We start from the raw sequence: 22696 nt of genomic DNA on the forward strand, positions 1-22696 counted from the left end.
CACCATGAAACCACGGCGTGCTCACGGCTTGCGTGTCATCGGATCTGCGCTGACGCTGATCCTCAGCGGCCTGGCCCAGGCCTCTGGCACCGCGGCGCCCAGCTTGCGCTGGGAGACTCTGGCGCCCATGCCCATCGGCGTGCAGGAGATTTACCCAGCGGTGCATGGCGGGCGCCTGGTGGTGGCGGGCGGCTTGAGCAGCGAGCTGCCGGCCGCACAAGGCCATCTCAGCGATGCGCTGCAGATCTACGACCCGGCCAGCGGCCGCTGGAGCCTGGGGCCCCGCCTGCCCGAGGGCCGCCACCATGCGCAGCTGCTGAGTCTGGCCCAGAGCCTCTACCTGATCGGCGGCTTTGTGCGCTGCGAGGGCGGTGACTGGTGCGCCAGCCGCGAGGTGCTGCGCCTGGACGATGGCAGCGCGCGCTGGCAGCGCCTGGGCGCCCTGCCGCAGGCCTTGACCGAATCCACCGCTTTTGTGCAGCAAGGCCAGATCCATCTGGTCAGCGGGCGCAGCCCCCGCGGCGAGGCCAATGCGCAGTGGGGTGACCATGGCGATGTGGCCTGGCATTGGGTCTACGACGCCAAGGCGGACCGCTGGCGCGCCCTGGCCGACGGGCCCGAGATCAAGAGCAGTGCGGCCGCCCTGGTGACGGGCGAACAGGCCTGGCTGATCGGCGGCCGCCAGTACAACGGCGCCAATCTGCGCAGCGTTCACCGCCTCGACGCGGCCAGCGGCCGCTGGCAGGCCGAGGCGCCGCTGGCCTTTGCCCAGGCCGCCCATGGCGTGGGCCTGCTCGGCGGCGCAGACCAGCCGCTGATCTGCAGCGTGGGCGGCGAGACCGCCGAGAACGGCGGCGGCATGCTGGGACAGGTGCAATGCCGCGCGCTCAAGGAGGGCCGCTGGCAGGTGATGGGTGAGATGCCCGAACCGCGCCACGGCCTGGGCGTGCTAAGCCTGAACGGCCAGCTCTACGCCATCGGCGGCGCGCGCCAGCCGGGCCTGACCCAGACCAGCCCGCGCCTGGATCGCCTCAGCCTGAGCCCCAGCAGCACCCGGCCTTGAGGCGCATCACGCGCCTCAGAGTTCGCGCAGCAGATTGGTCAGCTCCACCGCCGACTTGACGTTCATCTTCTCGAACACCCGCGCCCGGTGCACCTCGACCGTGCGCACGCTGATGTGCAGCTGGTCGGCAATCAGCTTGTTGGGCAGGGCCTGGATGACCAGCTGCATCACCTCGCGCTCGCGCTCGGTCAGCTCGGCCACGCGCTGGGCCATCTGGCCGCGCTGCTGACGCGCCTCGATCGCCTGGCCGCTCAGGGCCAGGGCTTGCTCGATGCGGTCGACCAGACCATTGTCGGAAAACGGCTTCTCCACGAAATCAAAAGCACCGCGCTTGACCGCAGCCACGGCCGTGGGCACATCGCCGTGGCCGGTCAGGAAGATCACCGGCAGCAGCGGTGGCTGCACCACGCCTTGATCCAGGCCGCCGCACAGGCCGCGCTGCAGCAGACGCTCGAACAGGGCCAGGCCGCTCATGCCGGGCATGCGCACATCGAGCAGCAGGCAGGACGGCGCATCGGGCCAGTCACGCGCCTGGTCGGGCCGGGCATCGAGCATGGCCTCGAAGGCCTCGGCACTGCCGAAGCCCTCGGACAGCAGGCGGCGCGAGCGCAGCAACCAGCCCAGGGCGTCGCGCACCACCTCTTCATCGTCGACCAGATAAACCACAGGCAGCTTGCGGCCGCTGTTGTGATGGGCTGTCATGCTCATTGCGTCGATTCTCCTGGCGTGCGCGCTGGGGCCGCCTTGCTTGCATGGCCAGCATTGGGCAGGCTGAAACGGAACTCGGTGCCCCCGGGGGCTTCGCGATTGAAATAGTCCATGGCCCCGCCATGTTGCTCCACCACGGTGCGGCAGAGGCTCAAGCCCAGACCCATGCCCTCGGCGCGGGTGGTGAAAAACGGGGTGTAGAGCTGGCGGCCCACTTCGGGCGGAATGCCCGGGCCGCGGTCCAGCACCGAGATGCCGACCCAGGATGCGTCCACCACAGCGGCGCGCAAGGTCAGCACCCGCAGGGCTGGCGCGGTGCGGTCTTCCATGGCCTGGATGGCATTGCGGCTGAGGTTGAGCAGCACCTGTTCGACCATGGTGCGGTCGCAGCGCACGCGCGGGCTGGGCTGGGGCAGGTCCAGCTCGATGCGGGTGCCGCTCTTGCGCGCTTGCAGGCGCACCAGGGGGAGCACGGCCTCGAACAGCAGGTCGACGCCGATGTCCTCGCGCGCCTGCTCGCGGCGGCGCACAAAGTCATGCACGCTCTTGATCACGCGGCCGGCACGCTCGGCCTGCTCGGCAATGCGCAAGACGGCCTGGCGCACCAGATCCGGGGCCTGCGGATCGGCCGACTCCTGGGCCAGCAAATTGACCGAAGCCGTGGCGTAGCTGGCGATGGCGGCGAGGGGTTGGTTCAGCTCGTGGCTGAGCAGGGAGGCCATTTCGCCCACGGTGGCCAGGCGGGCGGTGGCCTGCAATCGCTCCTGCTGCTGGCGCGAGCGCTCTTCCATGCGGCGCTGGTCGGAGACATCGAGCACGGCGCTCATCCAGCCGGTCTGCTGGCCCTGCGCGTCAAGCAGAGGCGCCTCGAAGATCAACACCGGGAAGCGTTCGCCATTGCGGCGCATGAAGACAGTTTCGAAGCCCTGACGCGGGTCCTGGCCGCCGGGGCTGTTGTCGGCCTTCCAGCGGGCGCTGCGGTCGGCATGGCGGCGGCGGTACTCGTCGACGAACTCGGGCGGCCAGTAAGGCGGCGTGTCGTCCGGCAGGTCGGGCCGCGCACCGCGTCCCAGCAGCTCCTCGGCCTTGAAGCCCACCATGGCGCAAAACGCCGGGTTCACATAGCTGATGCTGCCGGCCATGGTGCGGGCGCGCAGGCCGGTAATCAAGGAGTTCTCCATGGCATGACGAAAGGCCAGCGATTCCGCCAGCGCCGACTCGGCCACCGCGCGCCGCCGGCCATCGCGCGCCAGCAGCAGCAGCAGGGCGAACAGGCTCAGCGACAGGCCCAGCACCAGGGCGGTGGCCAGGTTGGGAATGAGCTTGGGCCGGCCGGTGGTGGCGTCCACCTTGAGCTGCAGGGTCAGGCCCGGCAGATCGACCAGGCGCTCGGCCAGGTAGATGCCGGCGCCGCGCGCCAGGCCGGTGCGCGCCAGCCGGGTGCCGTCACCCTCGACAAAGCTGAGCTCGTGCCCGCGTGCCAGGTCTTGCGTGACGGCTTCTTCCAGCAGATGACGCAGGCTCAGCGTGGCCACCAGATGCGACTGCAGCACGCCAGCGCGCATCAGCGGCAGGCACAGATCCGCCACCTCCAGGCCCTCGCCGTCGGGCAAAGGAACGAAATAGCTGCGCGAGTAGAGCTGGGTGCCCTGGCGCTGAGCGGCGGCGCAGGCCAGCTCGGTTTCCAGCTGCAGCTGACCGCGCGCCAGCTGGCGGAACAGGGGCGAGACATAGGGCGATTCGGCCGCGTCCAGCACCTGCAGCTTGGCGTCACGGAACTCGATACGCAGCAGGGTGCGGGTGCGGCGCAGCAGCTCGGCCGCGTCGTTGAGGCGGCGCGGCGCGCTGGTCTGGGGTTGCTGCTCCTGCCAGAGCAGGGCTTGCAGGCCTTGCAAATCCTGGCCGGCCAGTTGCTTGACCCGGGCCGCCACCTCGGCCGCCACCTGGTCCACATGCTCTTGCGCGCGCGCGTCCTCGTAGCTCAGGGTCAGCGCGACCAAGAGGCCTTGCGCCACCACCACCAAGGTGATCAGCGCCCCCCAGAGCACGGCGCGGCGCCAGCTCCAGGGCCGAGCCGCCACATCGCGCGCCGCGGACGCTTCGGCGGTCGGCCGGCCGGCAGCAGCGAGCGGAGGATGGAGGTGGGGGGTGTCGTTCAAGCGCTGCCGCTCCTGGATCGGCCAAGCCCGCACAAGAGGTCCGGGCATCGAGAAATGCGTACAAGCATGGGCTTGCGGGAGTATCCCGGTTGCACCGCCCGTCGAGATGCGCAGTTTCGCGTATCCCGGGGCCCGCAAATGCCCGCACACTTCTCCCGGACGAGACTCCTACAATCGCCGACCGTTTTGCCTGCGGCTCGCGGCAGCAGCAGGGGCGGATTCCTCGCGAATGCCCAAGAAAGCCAGCACCATGCCCACCACCGAACAGAAATCCGCACAGCTGCGTCAAGCAGCGCTGGAGTACCACGAGTTCCCGACCCCGGGCAAAGTGGCGATCGCCGCGACCAAGCAGTTGGTCAATCAGCGTGACCTGGCCCTGGCCTACTCGCCCGGCGTGGCCTTTGCCTGCGAAGAGATCGTGGCCGACCCGGCCAATGCCTTCCGCTACACCTCGCGCGGCAATCTGGTGGCCGTGGTCACCAACGGCACCGCCGTGCTGGGCCTCGGCAACATCGGCCCGCTGGCCTCCAAGCCGGTGATGGAAGGCAAGGGCGTGCTGTTCAAGAAGTTCGCCGGCATCGATGTGTTTGATCTGGAGATCCAGGAGAACGACCTCGACAAGCTCGTCGACATCATCGCTGCACTGGAACCCACCTTCGGCGGCATCAACCTCGAAGACATCAAGGCGCCGGACTGCTTCTACGTCGAGCGCAAGCTGCGCGAGCGCATGAAGATCCCCGTCTTCCACGACGACCAGCACGGCACGGCCATCGTGGTGGGCGCCGCCTTCCTGAACGGCCTCCAGGTGCTGGGCAAGGACATCAAGCAGGTCAAGCTGGTGACCTCGGGCGCCGGTGCCGCGGCCCTGGCCTGCCTGGGCCTGCTGGTCAAGCTGGGCCTGCCCAAGGAAAACATCTGGGTGACCGACCTGGCCGGCCTGGTGTACGAGGGCCGCGTGGAACTGATGGACCCGGACAAGGCCGGTTTCGCCCAAAAGACCGACAAGCGCACGCTCGCCGACGCCATCGAGGGCGCCGATGTCTTCCTGGGCCTGTCGGCCGGCGGCGTGCTCAAGCCTGCCATGGTCGCCAAGATGGCCGCGCGGCCCATGATCTTCGCCCTGGCCAACCCGACGCCCGAAATCCTGCCCGAGGAAGTGAAGGCGGTGCGCGACGACGCCATCATGGCCACCGGCCGCACCGATTACCCGAACCAGGTCAACAACGTCCTGTGCTTCCCCTACATCTTCCGCGGCGCCCTGGACTGCGGCGCGACCACCATCAATGACGAGATGGAAATCGCTGCCGTGCGCGCAATTGCCGAGCTGGCCCAGGCCGAGCAGAGCGAGGTGGTGGCGGCCGCCTACGCCGGCGCCAATCTGAGCTTTGGCCCCGAGTACCTGATTCCCAAGCCCTTCGACCCGCGCCTGATGATGAAGATCGCGCCGGCCGTGGCCCTGGCGGCACAGACCTCGGGTGTGGCCTCGCGACCCATCGCCGATATGGACGCCTACCGCGAAAAGCTGCAGAGCTTTGTCTACGCCTCCGGCACCACCATGAAGCCCATCTTCAATGTGGCCAAGCGGGCGCTGAACAAGCGCGTGGCCTATGCCGAGGGTGAAGAGGAGCGCATCCTGCGCGCGGTGCAAGTGGTGGTGGACGAGGGCCTGGCCCGCCCCACCCTGATCGGTCGCCCGGCCGTGATCGCCGAGCGCTGCGAGCGCTTCGGCCTGCGCCTGCAAGAGGGGCGCGACTACGACGTCGTCAATGTCGAGAACGATCACCGCTACCGCGACTTCTGGCAGACCTACCACCAGATGACCGAGCGCAAGGGCGTGACGGTGCAAGTGGCCAAGATCGAGATGCGTCGCCGCCTGACTTTGATCGGCGCCATGCTGCTGCACAAGGGTGAAGTCGACGGCATGCTGTGCGGCACTTGGGGCACGACGGCCAACCATCTGCACTACATCGATCAGGTGATCGGCAAGCATGTAGGCGGCTGCCCCCGCACCCCGCAGGACGTACCCGTCTATGCCTGCATGAACGGACTGATGCTGCCGGGTCGCCAGGTGTTTCTGGTCGACACCCACGTCAACTACGACCCCACGGCCGAACAGCTGGCCGAGATCACCGTGATGGCCGCCGAGGAAATGGTGCGATTCGGCATCCAACCCAAGGTGGCCTTGCTTTCGCATTCCAATTTCGGCACCAGCGACCACCCCAGCGCGCTGAAAATGCGCCAGACCCTGGCCCTACTGCACGAGCAAGCCCCCTGGCTGGAAGTGGACGGCGAAATGCATGGCGACGCCGCCCTGGACCCGGTCAGCCGCGCCGCCACCATGCCGCGCAGCACGCTCAGCGGCGAAGCGAATCTTCTGGTGCTGCCCAATATTGATGCAGCCAACATCGCTTACAACCTGCTGAAAACAGCGGCCGGCGGCGGCATCGCCATCGGCCCGGTGCTGCTGGGCGCGGCCAAGCCGGTTCATGTGTTGACGCCTTCGGCCACCGTGCGCCGCATCGTCAACATGACCGCGCTGACCGTGGCCGACGCCAACGCGGCGCGCTGAGCGCCGACCCGAGCAGACCCGAGCCAGGCCGCGGCTGCCAACGCCCGGCCCAACGCGAACCCTCCGAGGCACTGCGGCGCGACGCCGAGCCGGAGCGCACTTGCGCACGCGCCGGAAATCGACACCAAGCACGCACCAAATTGGCGCACACAGCCCAACTCGGGCAGGGGAAAGCCCTGAAACGCGCGCCGCTCAGCGCCCTGTCACGCGACTTTTTACAAAAGTTTGTGAGAACTCACCAGGGGTTTTTGACACGTCAAACTGATGGAAATTTGCGAGGCTCCGCAGCTGTGTGCGCACACTCACAAACGCTCTGAACCCACCCATCCCCGAGCTGCCCGCTTGAGGTTTTCGGGCGGTTTCGGTACCATCATGCTTTCAGGAACAGGGTAAACCCGTGTCTTTGCTCTCTTGGCTGCCTCGGCGGCCCACTTGGCGCAACTCTGGCCTCGCAGCGATTTTGCTCGCTGCTGCGTCGATCAGCTCTCAAGTGCAGGCCAAAGAACCGGTCGCCTCGCCGAATCCGTCACTGGAATCGGTGGCCTTGACGGCCTTGCCCCGCGAAGCCCAAACCACGCACCGTCTGATTCTTGCTGGGGGACCCTTCCCCTACGCCAAAGACGGCACCGTGTTCGGCAATCGCGAGCGCATCTTGCCGCGCCAGGCCCGAGGCTACTACCACGAGTACACCGTCCGCACGCCCGGTGCCCGCAATCGCGGTGCCCGACGTCTGGTCTGTGGCGGTTTGCCCCCAACGCGTCCTGATGTTTGCTACTACACCGACGACCACTACAGCAGTTTCAAGCGCGTCCAGCCTTGAAACCCTGCAGCGAGCCGGCGGCGATAAAAAGTTCTGTGACTATATAGGAGGATCGCGACCATGCTTTTGCAGACCGTCCGTCCCAATATCGTGCAGGCCATACGGGCCTACCGCGTAGAGGACTTGATGCACGCCGCACAGGATGCTGGCCAGCATTTTCTGTACGCCAATCTGAGCGAGGCACAGTCCAAGCAGGATGTGCTGGAAGCCATCGCCCAGGCCTTCCTGTTCCCCGCCCACTTCGGCAAGAACCTGGACGCGCTGCATGACTGCATGACCGATCTGGTTCACAAGTCGGGCGCCCAGCCTGGCTTTGTCGTGGTGCTGGAACAGCTGCCCGACAACTCCAAATTCGACCGCGAAGCGCGCGAGCAGTTGCTCGATGTCTTCCGAGAAGCCGCCGATTACTGGGGCGACCGAAAAGTCCAGTTCAGGTGCTTCTATTCTTTTCAGTAGCCCGCTCCCAAGAAAACGGGTCATGGGAGCGGGCTGCTGAAGAGGCCTCCAGCGTTGCAGCCAAGCCGGCCGCGAAGAATTCCAAGGCGGCAGCCAATGCCAACTTCGGAATGAACATGCCGATGATGAGCAGCGCCTTCGACACCGCCATGTGGCTGAGCGCCGCCTGAGCGACATCAAAGTACGCAGAACCGGACTTGCTCACGCAGCGTCCGGTCACAAAAAAGGAGCCCCTGGGCTCCTTTTTTTATGGTCGGCGTCTCGCCGTGGGCCAAAGCTCAGGCGGGCTTGGACAGCTGCTGAGCCAGATCCACATACTCCGCCACCGGCACCTCTTCGGCCCGACGCTGCAGGTCGAAATGGCCGCTGAAACCGCGTGACGTCAGCCAGACGCCCAGGCTGTGGCGCAGCAGCTTGCGGCGCTGCGAGAAGGCAGCGGCCACCATCTCGCCCATCATGACGGTGTCGATGGCAGGCGGCTGGGCGTAGGGCTGCATGCGCACGATGGCCGACATCACGCGCGGCGGCGGGTCGAAGGCCTCGGGCGGCACATCAAACACCGCCTCGACGGCGTAGCGCCACTGCAGCATCACCGTCAGGCGGCCGTAGTCCTTGCAGCCGGGCGAGGCGGCCATGCGATCCACCACCTCTTTTTGCAGCATGAAGTGGTGGTCGACCACATGGTCGACCGCGCCGAGCAGGTGGAACAGGATGGGCGTGGAAATGTTGTAGGGCAGATTGCCGACCACGCGCAGCTTTTGGCCCTTGGCGGCCGCCAGGGCCGCGAAATCTACCTTCAGCACATCGGACTCGATCACATCCAGACCGGGGCGCTGCCGCAGGCGGGCGGCCAGGTCGCGGTCCAGCTCGATCACACTGAAGGACGGGATGCGCTCCAGCAAAGGCAGGGTCATGGCACCCAGGCCCGGGCCGATCTCGACCAGGGCCTCCCCGGCCTGCGGGTCGATGGCGTCGCAGATGGACTCGATGATGTGGACGTCAGTCAGGAAATGCTGACCAAAGCGCTTGCGGGCGATGTGTTGGGCCATAGAGTTCTCGGAGCGCTTCGTCGGTGATCGTTCAATCAATCGGTCGTCAGGAAAAGGCGACCGGCGATCAGTCCAGCCACTCGCGCACTTCGACGTAGGCACGAGCGCGCAGCTCCTTGATCCACTCCTGGTAGGCCTCTTCGTACTTGCTTTCACGCAGGGCCGCTTTGGCCTGCTCGCGCAGTTGCTTGGGCTCGATCTGCACCGTGCGACGCTCTTGCACCTGGATCAGGTGCAGGCCGAAGCGCGACTGCACCGGCTCGGACAGGCCACCCAGCGGCAGGGCATTCATGGCCTGCTCGAACTCCGGCACCAGCACGCCAGGAGCCATCCAGCCCAGGTCGCCGCCCTCGGCGGCGCTGCCGTCTTCCGAGTTGTCCTTGGCCACCTGCTCGAAGCTGGTGCGGCCGGATTCGATGGCGCGCTTGAACTCAGCCAGGCGGCGGGCCGCCACTTCGGGCGTCAGCTGCGCCGAGGGGCGCAGCAGCACATGGCGAACCCGGGTTTGCACGATGGAGTTGAGCGACTCGGCACCCTGGCGCTCCACCACCTTGAGCAAATGGAAGCCTGCGCCGCTGCGCAGCAGGGAGTCGGACACCTCGCCGGTCTTCAAACCCTTGACCTGCTGTACAAAAACATCGGGCAGACGATCGGCCGGACGCAAGCCAATCTCACCGCCGAGTTGCTTGTTGCCGTCCTCAGAGATTTCCTTGGCCACCTTGGCAAAGTCCTCGCCGGCCTTCACGCGGGCAGCGGCGGCCTCGGCACGAGCCCGCCGCTCAGCCACCACGGCTTCAGGGGCGCCTTCGGGCACCGACACCAGGATCTGGGCCAGATTGAGCTGGCCCGAGGTGGTCAGCTGCTCGCGGCGCTTGTCGAGGTAGGCATCGATGTCCCCATCGGTGATTCGGATGCGGGCTGGCACCTCGCGCTCGCGGGCTCGCTCGGTCATCAGCTGGTCGCGCAGGTTCTCGCGGAAAGTGCGGAAATCCAGGCCGTCGGCTTTGAGTCGCTCCAACAGCTGAGGCATGGTCAGCTTGTTCTGAGCCGCGACATTGCCCACCACACGGTCCAGCTCCGCCTCATCAACCCTGGCGCCGGTTTCGCGCGCAAAAGTGACCAGCACCCGGTCTTCGATCATGGCCTCCAGCGCCTGCTTGTGCAGGGCATCCATATCGGGCATGCGGTCGCCACGCTGGCGTGCTTCCTCGCGCAAGCGGGCCTTGCGCTGGATGACCTCGCTGGCCGCCACCACGTCCTGGTTCACCACCACGGCGATGTAGTCGCCGGGCTTGAGATCGGCTGCGCGGTTCTGCGCCACGCCGGGCAGACTCGCCGACAGCAGAGCAAGCGCAAGAGAAATGGATCGAATCGACAGTTCAGTCATAGGTGGCTTCAGTGCTTGCCGAGCGCTCAGAGCTCAGTCGTCGGTAACCGGGAATATTGTCCCTCAAGACCTTGAGCGCATTGGAGCCCAGTTGGGACAAGCCCACCAGCTCCATCTGCAGCATCAAGCGCGTGTTCGTTTCGGCGCGTCCGGTGGACAGGCGCTCTGCGCCGACGCGCAAGACCCAGCAGCCGGCGTCGTACTCAAAGCCCAGCACCGAGTCGGTCAAACGGCGGTCGCGCAGGCTGTACTGGACGCGGCCGGCGCTGTACCAAGCTCCCGAGCAGCTGCTGCCGCCAGCGCCGCGTGAGGCCTTGCCGAACAGCGGCCATTGCCAGGCCAGCTCAACCTGCTCACTCTGCTGACGTGCCAGGCGGTAGGCCACGCTGACGGTCTGGAAGGTGCCGGGCGAGTAGCGGGCACGCAGCACGGCCCGCTCGGAGCGGCCGGTGTCGGAGTTGAACTGCAGGGCGCCATCCAGCCACCACTTCGGGTTCAGGTGGGCCGCACCCAGCAAAAGCAGGTCGGAGAAACGCTGCTTGATCGGCACGTTGTCCGGCGTGATGCGCTGGTCGCGGAACTGGAAACGCTGCACCAGGCCCAGGCGCAAAACTTCATCGCCCTCGTTAGAGTTGACCCAGCGGCTGGTCGCTCCGGCCGTCAGCTGGTGGGCGTCCGATACGCGGTCGATGCCCGAGAACTGATTGGCCGTGTAGATGGAATCGAAGTTGAAATCCTTGGCGGCCGAGTCGAAGCGCGGCAAATGGTCCTGTGCCCGGTACGGCGTGTTGACGTAGAGCAGGCGCGGCTCCAGGGTCTGCGTCAATGCACGGCCGAACAAACGGGTCTCGCGCTCAAAGATCCAGCCATGGTCGAGGCTGAAGGTGGGCACCGAGCGGCCGGTCGAGCGCAGGCCGTTCGTGCCGGGCTGGTCGAGCAGGTACTGCGCCGCATTGAGCTCCACACGCGGGATCAACCACCAGGCCGCGCCGCCCATGGGCGCGCTGGCATGAGCCAGCAGATGGACGCGTTGGCCACCGGCTCGCACCTGGCTGGCGGGAGCCGAGGATGGCAAATCAAAGCGGTTGTACTCAAACTCCACCGCGCCTTCGATCCGGGCCTTGCGCCCCCAGGGGCGGAAGCCGTCGAGCACGGAGTCATCGGCCGCCGTGTTGAGGCGCAAGCCGATCTGCGGCGAACGCTGGTAAGGCGAATCAAAGCGGGTCAGCGGATCCAGGCCCTGCAGGGTCTGCCAATGCTGGACACGGGCGTAGGCATGGGCCTCGCCCCAGGACCACTCGCGGCGGCGGTCCACCTGCACATCGGCCTGCAGCAGGCGCTGGGTCTGGCTCTTGATGCGCTCGGGCAGGTCTTTCCAGTAATCGTCGTCGGAAACATGTTCGGCGCGCACACGGTAGCGCCAGTTCATGCCCAGCTCGCCGTCCTGCAGCACATGAAAGGCCCAGCGCGAGCGCTTGGCCAGGCGGTCGGAAGGCAGCAGGGCCAGGTTCAGCTCGCCGGCATGCTGAGGTTCGAGATAGCGGAATTCGCTGTCCACGCCGGCGCCGCGCCGCGTCATCACAAAAGGCATCAGCGTGGCGTCTCGCTGCGGCGCGATATTCCAGTAGTAAGGCACGCCGATCTCGATGCCGCTGCGCTTGTCCCAGCTGATCTTGGGCGGCAACCAGCCCGATTTGCGCTGACCGGCCAGCGGGAAGCTCAAGGTGGGCGCCGGCAGGATGGGCACGCCGTAGAAACGCAGCACCGCGCCGGTGGCGATGCCCTCATTGGCCTCGAAATCCATGCTCAGGCTGCGCGCGCTGATCTCCCAGGCGCGCTGCGGCTGCCCCTCTTCGACCGGGCAGCTGCTGTAGCTGCCGCCCTCGGCCACCATGTGCTTGGCGTCGATGAAGCGCAGGCGCTCGGCCTGGCCGCTGCCACCGGTTTGCGAGAAGAAATAGCTGGGGTTGAGAAACTCACCCTCGAAACGGTTCACATACAGGCTGAGCTCGGGGCCGCGGAACACGCTGCCCGCCCGGCTGACCTCCACTCCGCCCGTGGCCCGCGCCAGATCATCCACCTGGGCATAGCTGAGGCGCTCGGCCCGCAGCAGCAGCTCGCCGTAGCGCAGCTCGGCCTCACCCTCGGCCACCGACTCCTGGTCGATGCGGGTGCTGACACTGCGTGCGCTCATCACCAGGGCCGGCTTGTGGCTGGCGTCTTCAGCGCCCTCTGCGCCTCGCTTGCCCAGCACCATGGTCGGGCGCAGCTTGACGCCCGCAGCCGACGCTTTGGGAGCAGAGGCTGCCAGGGGCGGCTCGATGGCCTGCGCTTGCGCGCCGGCCCCCAAGCACAGGCTCGCAGGCAGGCAGAGCCAGGCCCAACGCGGCCAGCAACGGGCGACCGCCAGGGTCGAAGGGTTCAGGGACAGGGGGCGCGGCACAGCGTCGGCAGGCGTCGTTAGGTGATGGCAGGAAGACTGAATCGGGGCGCGGCGCAGCCGGCAGGGCACGGCGGCTCGCAAGCCCGGCGCCGAGCCAGCGCTCGCGGTTTGTAAAATCCATTATCCATGAGGCCGCCGCCTGCCACCTGCCGCGGCAGGCCTCGGTCGGCAGGCCCCGGGTCCGTATCGCCGCCCAAGCCTGTTCGGACACCCTGCCGCTCCCTGCCCTTCAACCGACGACCCGCGCCCTGCGCGCCGCCCTCCCCATGACCACCATTGCCTGGCCCAACCCGCAGCGCCGCGACGCATTCCAGAGCTGGCTGAAGCAGTTGCCCACCGAGCTCAGCCTGCAGCCCGCCAGCCTTCGCGAGGCCAATGCCGATGCCAGCTCGCGCCGCTACCTGCGCCTGGACGACGCGGCGGGGCGCAGCTACATCGTCATGGACGCGCCGCCCGAGTCCAACGATGTGCGCCCCTTTGTGCGCATCGCCGCCGAAATGGCGGGCCATGGCCTGCATGCGCCCCAAGTCATCGCGGCCGACGAGGCCCAGGGCTTTTTGCTGCTCAGCGATCTGGGCGCCAGCACCTACCTGCCGGTGCTGCTGAAGGCTCAGGCCGAGGGCGACAGCGCCTCCATCCAGCCCCTGATGCGCGCCGCCAGCCAGGCCCTGGTGCAGTGGCAGCTGCAGATGGACGCCCGCCTGCTGCCCGTGTACGACGAGGCCTTTGTGCGCCGCGAGCTGCAGATCTTTGCCGAGTGGTGCGTGCAAAAGGAGTACGGCCAGCAGTGGAATGAAATCCAGCTGAAGTGGTGGGAGCACAGCTGCCAGGTGCTGGTGCAAAACATGCTGGAACAGCCGCAGGTGGCCATGCATCGCGACTACATGGTGCGCAACCTGATGGTCTGTGGCGAACAAAGCCCGGGCATCCTGGACTTCCAGGACGCGGTGCGCGGCCCCATCGCCTACGACCTCGCCTCCCTGCTGCGCGATGCCTTCATCTCCTGGGACGAAGAGCAGGAACTGGACTGGGCCATCCGCTACTGGGAGCAGGCGCGCAAGGCCGGCCTGCCGGTGAACGAGGACTTCGGCGAGTTCTGGCGCCAGGTCGAGTGGTGTGGCCTGCAGCGCCACCTCAAGATCCTCGGCCTGTTCTGCCGCCTCAAGCACCGCGACGGCAAGCCGCGCTATGCCGAAGACCTGCCGCGCCTGTTTGCCTATGCCATCAAGGTCAGCACCCGCTACGTGCAGCTGTCACCGCTGACCCATCTGCTGCAGGACTTGCAGGGCGGGATGGTGGATACGGGTTTTACTTTGCGGTGAACGGGTGAACGCCTCGATGGTGCCCCATTCACCTCTTCACTTGTTCACCTATTCACTCTCCAGTCACGGATGCGCCGCCATCACCTGCGCCACCGCGGCCGTCAGGCGCTTGCCGTAGGGCACGTGCAGGAACTCGTTCGGGCCATGGGCATTGCTCTTGGGGCCGAGCACGCCACAGACCACCATCTGCGCGGCCGGGAAGCCTTTCTGCAGCATGCTCATCAGCGGGATGGTGCCGCCCTGGCCGATGTAGCCGACCGGCGCGCCGAAATGCGCCTCGCTGGCCTCGTTGAGCGCCTGGCTGAGCCAGGGCGAGAGGTCTGGCGTGTTCCAGCCGGTGGCACCGTAGGCCCCGGCGCGGCCATCGGGCACGAAGGTGACCTTGGCGTTGTAGGGCGCGTTGTCTTCCAGCAAGGCCTTGAGGCGCAGCGCCGCCTCATTGCCATCAACCAGGGGCGGCAGACGCAGCGAGAGCTTGAAGGCGGTGAAGGGACGCAGCACATTGCCGGCGCTCTTCATCTCGGGGAAGCCGTCCACACCGGTCACCGACAGGGTCGGGCGCCAGGTGCGGTTGAGCAGCACCTCGACCGGCTCGGCCGTCATCGGCAGCACCGGGCCGCCGTCGGCCCCGCAAGCCCAGGGCATGCGCTTGTAGACCTCATCCTTGAGGATGGCGGCCGTGGCCTGGGCCTGTTCGACGCGGGCCGCGGGGATCTCGCAGTGGAAGCTCTCGGGCAGCAGGCGGCCGGTCTTGGAATCCTCCAGGCGGTCCAGCACCTGGCGCAGGATGCGGAAGGACGACGGCACCACGCCCGAGGCATCGCCCGAGTGGATGCCTTCGCTGAGCACCTCGACCTTGAGCACGCCACTGACCATGCCGCGCAGCGAGGTGGTCAGCCAGAGCTGGTTGTAGTCGCCGGCGCCGGAGTCCAGGCAGACGACCAGGGAGACATTGCCCAGGCGCTCCTTGAGCACGTCGATGTAAGCCGGCAGGTCGTAGGAGCCCGACTCTTCGCAGGTCTCGATGATGCCGACGCAGCGCGGGCGCGGGATGCCCTGCTTGTCCAGCGCCATGATGGCGGTCAGCGAGGCGTAGACGGCATAACCGTCATCGGCGCCGCCGCGGCCGTAGAGCTTGCCGTCTTCGTACTTGGGGGTCCAGGGGCCGAGGTCGTTGCGCCAGCCATTGAACTCGGGCTGTTTGTCCAGGTGGCCGTAGAGGACGATGGTGTCCTGGCAGTCGGCCTTGGTGGCGGGCACTTCAAAGAAGATCACCGGCGTGCGGCCTTCGAGGCGGATCACCTCCAGCTTGAGGCCGGCCACTTTCTTGCTCTCCACCCAGCTGGCGGCATCGCGCAGCACCTTGTCGATGTGACCGTTGGCGGCCCATTCGGCATCGAACATGGGGCTCTTGGCCGGGATGGCGATGTACTGGGTCAGCGCCGGGACGATCTCTTCATCCCAGACGCGCGAGGCGAACTCGCCCAGGGCGCTGGCCTGATCGGGCTGCAGGGGCAAGGAAGGGTCGCGAGCGTTCATGGTGGTTTCCTGCTGCTTGTGGCGGAGAAGCCTGCAAGTTTAGGCCAAGGCCCGTTCGGCCCGCTGCCGCCGGGCCTGCCCTGCGCCCCAAAAAAGAAATGCGCCCGAAGGCGCATTGCGGACCTAGCGGAGTGGAACTCAGGCCGGCTGGCGGCGGCGCCAGGCCACCAGGCCCACGAGGCCAGCGGCCAGCATCAGATAGGTTGAGGGTTCCGGTACGGCGGCCACGGTGTCCAGGGTGCGGCCGTTCAGCTGCACGGTGATGTCACCCAGATTGGAGTTCAGGAACAGGGCGTCCGAGAAGCTCAGCGCGCTGCTGCCCACGGCCGTCACATTGAAATCGATATGCGCCAGCACACCGCCGCCGTTGGCGCCGGGCACGGCGCTGAGCAGGGTGTTGGCGATGTAGCTGATCTGGCCCGCGGTGTTGTCGATGGTGCCAGTGCTACCAAAGGTGCTACCGGCCGTGCTCAGGAAACTGCCTTCCGTCACACCCAGCACTTGCAGGATGGCCGGATTGAAGTTCAGGCTGAACTGGTAGCCGTAAAGATCGCTGATGCCGGAGACCAGGATGTCGATGCCGACGGTCGAGCCCTGCACGGCCGGGTCCGGCGTGGCGACGATGGACACGCTGGGATCGGCCCAGGCCTGCGAGGCCAGGGCGCTCAGCACCAGGGCTGCAGCGGCGCTTTTCTTCAAATTCATCTTCTTCATCAGCATCAATTTCTCCTCGGACCTGGGGCCCACTGTTCTGGCAGGTTCGACCAGCTCGTACCCTTGGGTGGGGCTTCGCCTAGCACGACCGCTCCCTGGCGGAACTGTATTGGGATGAACGGAACGTGACGTTCTTCGTGATCCGAAGTCTTTCATCAGCGCGAGGGCTTCGATACGGGGGGATTCCCCAGCCCCTGTGCGCACACCCCCTGTTCAAGGCTCAGGGTTGAAGTTCAGGCGCGCTTGCAGGGCCTGCATGGCGGCCTCCAGACGCAGCAAGGCGGCGGGCTCCAGACCGCTGCGGCAGAACACCTGTTTCACTTCGGAACCACGCTCCACCTGCCAGTTCACCCAGGCGCCATCGCGGGTGTCAGGATCGTCGTAGCTGTCCGACAGAGCGAAATAGCCCTGCTCCTCGAGCATGGCAACCAGAGCCTCGAAGTCCGCCCGTGCCAATGTGGCACGCGAATGTCGATCCACGCCGCCCAAGCGTGCCTTGCCGATCAGCGTCAACCTGGCTGTGCCATTGCGATGCAGGCTCAAGCGGCTGCTATTCGCACAAGTCATGCAATCACGTTCCAGCGTGATCACCTGAATCGGGGGGGAGGCCCCATCGCGCGGGGCTTCTCCCGCCCCGGCCGCCCCTTCGGCCACCACGCCGCAGCACAGGGCCAGCAGACACAAACGCCAGGGCATACCCGGCCGGCGCATACGCACACTCATGAGGATTGACCCTCTATACAGCTCAAGAGCTTGTCATCTATCTTCGTGCACTTGTTCACGGGCTGTCGCATGGCCGGTCCTCGGAAATCTTGCGTTACTGAGTTTTCGAGGTGGATCGCACCCGCGCATCACCCCCACGAACCCCAGCCAGTTTGCCCCGAAAAAGGACATCACATGAAACTGCCTCCGTCTTCCCAGCTCCGCCGCCAACGCGGCAGCATCCTTGCCTTGAGCATGGCCTTGGCCGGCACCATTGCCGCCCCCGCCGCTTTGGCCGCCCCGGCAGCTCGCAGCAGCGGCCTGACCGCCAGCGCCAACCAACCCACCGGCGCCTTCTGGCAAGAAGCCAAGGTCAGCAAGGCCAAGGTCTCGGCCAAGGGCGCTGTGCCCTATGTCCAGCCCACCAAGTTCCGCGCCACCACGCTGGACCGCAACGGCATGGCCGCCTTCGCGGCCGGCGCGCCGCTGGAGCGCACCACCGCCGGCCAGCTGAGCCCGCTGACCATCTCCCTGCCGCACCCCAACGGCGGCTTCCAACGCTTCACCCTGGTCGAGTCGCCGGTGATGGAGCAGGCCCTGGCCGACAAGCATCCCGAGATCAAGACCTACGCCGGCCGCGGCATCGATGACCCCAAGGCCACCGTGCGCATGGACATGACACCTCATGGCCTGCACGCCTCAGTGCGCACGCCCAAGGGCAACTGGTACATCGATCCCTACTTCCACCAGGACGACAGCGTCTACGCCAGCTATCACAGCCGCGATCTGCCCAAGCCCAGCAACAGCCTGCGCGAGCCCCTGCTGAATGAAGCGCACATTGACCTGACCCGCGGCTTCTACCATGCGGGCGATGCCGTGGAAGTGCGCGGCTTCGGCTTCGTACCTGGCGCCACCGTGACCATCACCGTGCGCAACCCCGAGACCGACAGCAGCGCCCGCCAGACTTTGACCGTCGTGGCCGATCAAGAAGGCACGGTGAGCACCTCGGTGCAAGCCGATCCTTCGCGCAACCTCGGCGCCTACGAAGTCAGCGCCAGTGACGGCCACACCACCGCCACCGCCGCCTACCATGTGGTGGATGAGTCGAAGAGCCCCACGGCCGCTTCGGGCACTCAGCTGCGCACCTATCGCCTGGCCCTGTTGTCTGACCCCGGCTATGCCAACTTCCACGGCGCCGCCAATGTGACGGCCGCCAAGGTCACGCTGATCAACCGCGTCACGCAGGTCTACGAAGACGAGACAGCGATCCGTCTGGTGCTGGTCGCCAACAACGATGCACTGAACCTGAACACTGCCGCGCAGTTCTCCGACCCCAACGGTCCTTGCGGCGGCACGGCCTGCTTCCCCTCGACCAGCGTCAGCTGCACCTCGGCCACCCTGACGCGCACGCGCCAGGTCATCGGTCTGCTTGTGGGCGCCAGCAACTTCGACATCGGCCACATCGGCGTCGGCGCCGGCGGTGGCGGCATCGCCAGCCTCGGCGTGGTTGGCGGCAGCGCCAAGGCACAGGGCTGCACCGGCCTGCCAACACCCGTGGGTGACGTGTTCGCCGTGGACTATGTGGCTCACGAAATGGGCCACCAGTTCGCCGGCAACCACACCTTCAACGGCGTGAGCGGCAGCTGCACCGGCGGCAACCGCAACCCAGGCACCTCGGTGGAGCCGGGTTCAGGCTCCTCCATCATGGCCTACGCTGGCATCTGCAGCACCGACAATCTGCAGCCGCACAGCGACGCCTACTGGTCGCAGCGCAGCTTCGATGAAATCATGGCCTACACGACCAGCGCCGAAACCGTGATCAGCGAAAGCCAGATGGCCGTGCTGCGTGGCTTCAATGCCAACGGCCTGCAATTCCAGCTGCGCTATGCCGGCAACACCTCGGCCGCCATCGTCCGCGGTACCAACTTCACCACCTCCGGCATCAAATCGGCGCTGGAATCCATGCCGGGCTGGCCCAGCGGCGGCACCGTCACCGTCAGCTCGCTGACCGACAACGCCTTCACACTGAGTTTCGGCGGCACCCTGGCCGGCACCAACCTGCCCACTGTGGAGCTGGTCAATGCCTCCGCCGGTGTGACGGGTTACGTAGGCGAAATCGCAGCGGGCGGTCAAACCAACCGCCGCGGCAACCAAAGCGCAACTGGCAACAGTGCGCCGGTCGTCAACGCCCCGGCGGCCTACACCATCCCGGTGCGCACGCCCTTTGCCCTGACCGGCAGCGCCAGCGATGCCGAAGGCGACACCCTGACCTATCTGTGGGAACAAAACGACCGCGGCGCCGCCACCGGCACCGGACTGCTGACCAATGGCAAGACCAATGGCCCGCTGTTCCGCCAGTTCGGCCTGCGCGCCGAGGTCACCGAAGCCGACACGGTCAAGTACAACTCGCCTGGCGAGAACCTGGTGTCGAGCAACCCGACCCGGGTGTTCCCGGATCTGGCGCAGATCCTGGCCAACAACACCAATGCCGAAACCGGCGCCTGCCCGACGGTCTCCGGCACCGCCACGGGCGCACAGATCGACTGCTACTCGGAGTACTTGCCGACCGCAGCGTACGTCGGCTTCGCAGGCACCAACGCCAGCCCGGCCTCGCTGAACTTCCGCCTGACAGCACGTGACGGTCGCGGTGGTGTCAGCAGCGCCAACACCCAGCTGGTGCTGGCACCCAATGCTGGCCCCTTCCTGGTGACCTGGCCCAACACGGCGCAACAGCTGAACAGCGGCACGGCCTACACCGTGACCTGGAGCGTGGCCAACACCGATGTGGCACCGGTCAACGCCAGCCAGGTGAAGATCAGCCTGTCCACCGACGGCGGCTACACCTACCCGCATGTGCTGGCCGCTGCCGTGCCCAACAACGGCAGCCGCTCGGTCACCCTGCCGGTGCTGGCCGCAGAGAAGGCCCGCATCAAGGTGGAAGCCGTGGACAACGTCTTCTTTGACGTCTCCAACGCCGACTTCAGCATCAAGCTGTACGGCGATGCCAACGGTGACGGCAGCATCAGCTGCGCCGACCTGTCCATCGTGCGCGCCTCCCTGGGCAAGCGCGTCGGTCAGCCCGGCTTCGACCCGCGCGCCGACATCACCGGCGACGGCGTGGTCGACATCCGCGATATGGTGGCCGTGTCCAAGAACGTGCCCCAGTCGGAGACCTGCAACAAGTAAGTCTCCTGCCTCGCTCAGCGCCGCAGCCCTCGGGCATGCGGCGCCTCAAGCCAGCCAGCCCCGCACTGTCTTCAGGCGGGGCTTTTTTCATGCGCGCTTCATGCCGCCCTCACCTCCGCCAACAGCCGTGCCCACTCAGGGCAAGAAAAAAGGGCCTTGCATCTGCAAGGCCCTTGTTGTTCCTGAATCGAGTGCGCCGGTCAGGCGGCCGGTGGCGCTGTGTCGACAAAGCTCGGGCGGGTGCTGAGCTTGTCGAAGTGGCGAGCCAGGTGGGCATGCTCGCTGCGCCAGTCGAGGGCGGGAAAGCGGAAATCCAGATAGCCCAGGGCGCAGCCCACGGCGATGTCGGCCAGCGAGAAATGCGTGCCCGAGCACCAGGCGCGCTCGCCCAGGCCCTGGTTCATGGCCACCAGGGCGGCGTGGACCTTGCCCATCTGGCGCTCGACCCAGGCGGCGCTGCGCTGCTCGGGCGTGCGGCCGGCCCAGTGTTCTTCCAGGCGGGCGGCCACGCAGGCATCAAGCACGCCATCGGCCAGGGCCTCCCAGGTGCGCACCTCGGTGCGCTCGCGGCCGCGCTCGGGAATCAGCTTGCCCACGGGAGACAGGGTGTCCACGTACTCGACGATCACACGCGAGTCGAACACCGCGCCGGTGATCGAGTCCTGGCCTTCCATGACCAGGCAGGGCACCTTGCCCAGGGGATTCATCTTCAGAATGGCGTCACTGGCCCAAACGTCTTCGAGCAGGAACTGATAGTCGAGCTTTTTCTCGGCCATCACGATGCGCACTTTGCGAACGTAGGGACTGGTGAGTGAACCGATCAATTTCATAGCGTGTACAAGCCTCTCGGATTCATTCTAGCCATGGGACTGTTGCAGCAAAGCCTGTACAAACCGGCTGGACTCGGGCAGGCAAGGCAGGCCATGAGGCCCACAGCATCGCCGCGCGGCCTGCGAACCGAGCCTCGGAAATAACGGTAAAAATGCCGCCACCAGAAAAGCCGCAACACCAGAGAGGGAGCGCGACATGAGCGCAGCAGCCGCACCCCACCCCATGCCCGGCGAAACCGCCGCGCACGAGCGCCAGCAAGCCTTGCAAGAGAGCTTCGGCAGCCAGGCCGGCGGCGTGGCTGCGGTGTTCTCGAGCAAGGCGGGCGACTATCTGGCCGCCCGCCCCAACTACCCTGCCGAGCTGCTGCTGCACCTGCACGACCGGCTGCCGGCAGCGAGCGCGGGCCTGGGTCCACAACAGGCCCATGTGGTGGATCTGGGCGCGGGCAGCGGGCAGTTGACGGCCGACTTGTTGCAACAGGGCTTGCGCGTGACAGCGGTGGAGCCCAGCGCGGACATGCGGGCTCTGGCCGTACAGCGCCTGGGCCAACAGGCCGGATTCGCGGCGAGCGCAGGCACGGCCGAAGCCACCGGCCTGCCCAGCGGATGTGCCGACCTGATCACGGCCGCCCAGGCATTCCACTGGTTCGAGATCGAAGCCGCCCGGCGGGAATGCCTGCGCCTGCTCAAGCCCAAGGCCGAAGTGGCCTTGATCTGGAACGACCGCCGCAGCGAAGACCCCACGCAAGAAGCGCTCGATGCCTTGTTTGACGAATTTGGTGGCGCGCGCCGACAGGCGCAAAAGCAGCATATGAACCGCCAGGGCGATCTCCATGAGCGCGCCGGGCTGGCCGCCTTCTTTGCAGGCCCCGTGCCCGCCAGCCGACACTGGGACCACGAGCACCAGCTGGATTCAGCGGGCTTGCTGAGCCTGGCGTTCTCTCGCTCCTACATTCCAGCCCGAGACAGCGCGGAGGGTCAGGTCTTGACCCAGCGCTTGGGCGAGCTGTTCGCGCGCTTTGCGCAGCAAGGCCGCCTGACCATGAGCTACCGCTGCCTGGCCATGATCGGTCGGCCACATGGTTGAAGCCGGCCCCAAGATCACCGCGCTCCTGACGTTCCCCCTTCCCTCCCTGTGACCCAAGTGCCATGAACCCACAAGCGATCCACGAACACAACTCGGCGCCTCTGAGCGCCCCCACCCGCGCCCTGCACTGGATTCTGGCGCTGGCCATGATCGGCCTCACCGCCGTGGGCCTCTACATGGCCGAGTTCGAGGCCTGGGCGCTGTATCCCATCCACAAATCCATCGGCCTGCTGGTGCTGCCCCTGGCGCTGGCGCGCGCGGCCTGGCGGCTGAAGGAAGGCTGGCCGCCCGCTGCCAGCCCGGCCACCGCCCTGCAGCAAACCCTCGCGAAAGCGGTCCATGGCCTGCTGCTGCTCTGCACCCTGGCCATGCCCATCAGCGGCATGACCTTCTCGGGCGGAAGTGGCCACGGCTTCGGCATCTTCGGCCTGACCCTGATGCATCACAACGCAGACCCGCAACGCCCGGGTGAGGTCTTGCCCTTGCACGAGGGCCTGAGCCAACTGGCGCAAAGCGTGCACAGCGCCCTGGGCTATCTGCTGATCGCCCTGCTCTTGCTCCATGTCGCGGGCGCGCTCAAGCACCATCTGCTGGACCGCGATGCCACCTTGCTGCGCATGCTGGGCCGCAGCGAGCGCTGAACCCCAGCGGCGCGGGCGATC

18 protein-coding genes are annotated in these 22696 nt (G+C 66.7%); 8 read left to right on the forward strand and 10 right to left on the reverse strand.

The window, feature by feature from the left end; genetic code table 11:
- Window positions 1-4 precede the first annotated feature (4 nt).
- Window positions 5-1063, forward strand: a complete 1059-nt coding sequence (locus tag C1O66_RS14025; protein WP_133155220.1) for a Kelch repeat-containing protein — start codon at window positions 5-7, stop codon at window positions 1061-1063.
- A gap of 15 nt (window positions 1064-1078) precedes the next feature.
- On the opposite strand, the gene C1O66_RS14030 is transcribed toward C1O66_RS14025, so the two are convergent.
- Window positions 1079-1765 carry a response regulator transcription factor gene (locus C1O66_RS14030; protein ID WP_102768449.1) on the reverse strand — a complete coding sequence of 229 codons (687 nt, stop codon included), beginning with the start codon at window positions 1763-1765 and terminating at the stop codon, window positions 1079-1081.
- A gap of 2 nt (window positions 1766-1767) precedes the next feature.
- Window positions 1768-3852 carry a sensor histidine kinase gene (locus C1O66_RS14035; protein WP_409994016.1) on the reverse strand — a complete coding sequence of 695 codons (2085 nt, stop codon included), beginning with the start codon at window positions 3850-3852 and terminating at the stop codon, window positions 1768-1770.
- 307 nt (window positions 3853-4159) lie between these two features.
- Here C1O66_RS14035 and C1O66_RS14040 point away from each other — a divergent pair, with 307 nt between their 5' ends.
- From C1O66_RS14040 to C1O66_RS14050, 3 genes are all read left to right on the forward strand, one after another.
- On the forward strand, window positions 4160-6499 hold the full coding sequence (locus C1O66_RS14040; RefSeq protein ID WP_102768451.1) for an NADP-dependent malic enzyme: 2340 nt from the start codon (window positions 4160-4162) through the stop codon (window positions 6497-6499).
- 490 nt (window positions 6500-6989) lie between these two features.
- On the forward strand, window positions 6990-7319 hold the full coding sequence (locus tag C1O66_RS14045; protein ID WP_394341028.1) for a guanyl-specific ribonuclease: 330 nt from the start codon (window positions 6990-6992) through the stop codon (window positions 7317-7319).
- A 60-nt stretch (window positions 7320-7379) separates the two neighbouring features.
- Window positions 7380-7775 carry a barstar family protein gene (locus C1O66_RS14050; protein ID WP_102768452.1) on the forward strand — a complete coding sequence of 132 codons (396 nt, stop codon included), beginning with the start codon at window positions 7380-7382 and terminating at the stop codon, window positions 7773-7775.
- Here the strand turns inward: C1O66_RS14050 and C1O66_RS23720 are convergent.
- The 4 genes from C1O66_RS23720 to C1O66_RS14065 form a co-directional block, all read right to left on the reverse strand.
- The gene (locus C1O66_RS23720) at window positions 7750-7980 is read right to left on the reverse strand and encodes a hypothetical protein (protein ID WP_133155221.1); all 231 of its coding nucleotides are present in this window, start codon (window positions 7978-7980) and stop codon (window positions 7750-7752) included. The genes C1O66_RS14050 and C1O66_RS23720 overlap by 26 nt on opposite strands.
- 73 nt (window positions 7981-8053) lie before the next feature.
- Window positions 8054-8824, reverse strand: coding sequence for a 16S rRNA (adenine(1518)-N(6)/adenine(1519)-N(6))-dimethyltransferase RsmA (gene rsmA / locus C1O66_RS14055; protein WP_102768453.1), 771 nt, complete (start codon window positions 8822-8824; stop codon window positions 8054-8056).
- Window positions 8825-8891: 67 nt separating this feature from the next.
- Window positions 8892-10211: a peptidylprolyl isomerase gene (locus tag C1O66_RS14060; RefSeq protein WP_102768454.1), complete on the reverse strand. Its 1320-nt coding sequence runs from the start codon at window positions 10209-10211 to the stop codon at window positions 8892-8894.
- Window positions 10204-12654, reverse strand: a complete 2451-nt coding sequence (locus C1O66_RS14065) for an LPS-assembly protein LptD (RefSeq protein WP_243392798.1) — start codon at window positions 12652-12654, stop codon at window positions 10204-10206. Before C1O66_RS14065 ends, C1O66_RS14060 begins: the two co-directional genes overlap by 8 nt.
- A gap of 266 nt (window positions 12655-12920) precedes the next feature.
- Between C1O66_RS14065 and C1O66_RS14070 the strand changes: the two genes are divergently transcribed.
- Window positions 12921-13976 (forward strand): aminoglycoside phosphotransferase family protein, encoded by a 1056-nt coding sequence (locus C1O66_RS14070; protein WP_165794607.1) that lies wholly within the window; start codon window positions 12921-12923, stop codon window positions 13974-13976.
- A gap of 63 nt (window positions 13977-14039) precedes the next feature.
- Here C1O66_RS14070 and C1O66_RS14075 read toward each other — a convergent pair whose 3' ends face one another.
- From C1O66_RS14075 to C1O66_RS14085, 3 genes are all read right to left on the reverse strand, one after another.
- Window positions 14040-15515, reverse strand: coding sequence for a M20 family metallopeptidase (locus C1O66_RS14075; RefSeq protein WP_102768456.1), 1476 nt, complete (start codon window positions 15513-15515; stop codon window positions 14040-14042).
- 138 nt (window positions 15516-15653) lie between these two features.
- Entirely contained in the window at window positions 15654-16220 is a 567-nt protein-coding gene (locus C1O66_RS14080; RefSeq protein ID WP_243392799.1) for a cohesin domain-containing protein, read from the reverse strand.
- Window positions 16221-16442: 222 nt separating this feature from the next.
- The gene (locus tag C1O66_RS14085; RefSeq protein ID WP_133155222.1) at window positions 16443-16952 is read right to left on the reverse strand and encodes a hypothetical protein; all 510 of its coding nucleotides are present in this window, start codon (window positions 16950-16952) and stop codon (window positions 16443-16445) included.
- Window positions 16953-17126: 174 nt separating this feature from the next.
- Between C1O66_RS14085 and C1O66_RS14090 the strand changes: the two genes are divergently transcribed.
- Window positions 17127-20117 carry a M12 family metallo-peptidase gene (locus C1O66_RS14090; RefSeq protein ID WP_102768459.1) on the forward strand — a complete coding sequence of 997 codons (2991 nt, stop codon included), beginning with the start codon at window positions 17127-17129 and terminating at the stop codon, window positions 20115-20117.
- A 200-nt stretch (window positions 20118-20317) separates the two neighbouring features.
- Here the strand turns inward: C1O66_RS14090 and C1O66_RS14095 are convergent, their stop codons facing one another.
- Window positions 20318-20947, reverse strand: coding sequence for a glutathione S-transferase family protein (locus C1O66_RS14095; RefSeq protein WP_102768460.1), 630 nt, complete (start codon window positions 20945-20947; stop codon window positions 20318-20320).
- 196 nt (window positions 20948-21143) lie between these two features.
- Here C1O66_RS14095 and C1O66_RS14100 point away from each other — a divergent pair, with 196 nt between their 5' ends.
- Window positions 21144-22034: a class I SAM-dependent methyltransferase gene (locus C1O66_RS14100; RefSeq protein WP_102768461.1), complete on the forward strand. Its 891-nt coding sequence runs from the start codon at window positions 21144-21146 to the stop codon at window positions 22032-22034.
- Between the two features lie 62 nt (window positions 22035-22096).
- Complete coding sequence (locus tag C1O66_RS14105) at window positions 22097-22675, forward strand: cytochrome b (protein WP_102768462.1); 579 nt, start codon at window positions 22097-22099, stop codon at window positions 22673-22675.
- Window positions 22676-22696: the final 21 nt, after the last annotated feature.

This window comes from Paucibacter aquatile (genome assembly GCF_002885975.1).
GTDB lineage: Bacteria > Pseudomonadota > Gammaproteobacteria > Burkholderiales > Burkholderiaceae_C > Paucibacter_A > Paucibacter_A aquatilis.

Bases quoted from the DNA above. Each gene is read 5' to 3' on its own strand.
- C1O66_RS14025 (WP_133155220.1), top strand. From the start codon at position 5: ATGAAACCACGGCGTGCTCACGGCTTGCGTGTCATCGGATCTGCGCTG.
- C1O66_RS14030 (WP_102768449.1), bottom strand. From the start codon at position 1,765: ATGACAGCCCATCACAACAGCGGCCGCAAGCTGCCTGTGGTTTATCTG.
- C1O66_RS14040 (WP_102768451.1), top strand. From the start codon at position 4,160: ATGCCCAAGAAAGCCAGCACCATGCCCACCACCGAACAGAAATCCGCA.
- C1O66_RS14050 (WP_102768452.1), top strand. From the start codon at position 7,380: ATGCTTTTGCAGACCGTCCGTCCCAATATCGTGCAGGCCATACGGGCC.
- rsmA (WP_102768453.1), bottom strand. From the start codon at position 8,824: ATGGCCCAACACATCGCCCGCAAGCGCTTTGGTCAGCATTTCCTGACT.
- C1O66_RS14060 (WP_102768454.1), bottom strand. From the start codon at position 10,211: ATGACTGAACTGTCGATTCGATCCATTTCTCTTGCGCTTGCTCTGCTG.
- C1O66_RS14070 (WP_165794607.1), top strand. From the start codon at position 12,921: ATGACCACCATTGCCTGGCCCAACCCGCAGCGCCGCGACGCATTCCAG.
- C1O66_RS14075 (WP_102768456.1), bottom strand. From the start codon at position 15,515: ATGAACGCTCGCGACCCTTCCTTGCCCCTGCAGCCCGATCAGGCCAGC.
- C1O66_RS14080 (WP_243392799.1), bottom strand. From the start codon at position 16,220: ATGAATTTGAAGAAAAGCGCCGCTGCAGCCCTGGTGCTGAGCGCCCTG.
- C1O66_RS14085 (WP_133155222.1), bottom strand. From the start codon at position 16,952: ATGAGTGTGCGTATGCGCCGGCCGGGTATGCCCTGGCGTTTGTGTCTG.
- C1O66_RS14090 (WP_102768459.1), top strand. From the start codon at position 17,127: ATGAAACTGCCTCCGTCTTCCCAGCTCCGCCGCCAACGCGGCAGCATC.
- C1O66_RS14095 (WP_102768460.1), bottom strand. From the start codon at position 20,947: ATGAAATTGATCGGTTCACTCACCAGTCCCTACGTTCGCAAAGTGCGC.
- C1O66_RS14100 (WP_102768461.1), top strand. From the start codon at position 21,144: ATGAGCGCAGCAGCCGCACCCCACCCCATGCCCGGCGAAACCGCCGCG.
- C1O66_RS14105 (WP_102768462.1), top strand. From the start codon at position 22,097: ATGAACCCACAAGCGATCCACGAACACAACTCGGCGCCTCTGAGCGCC.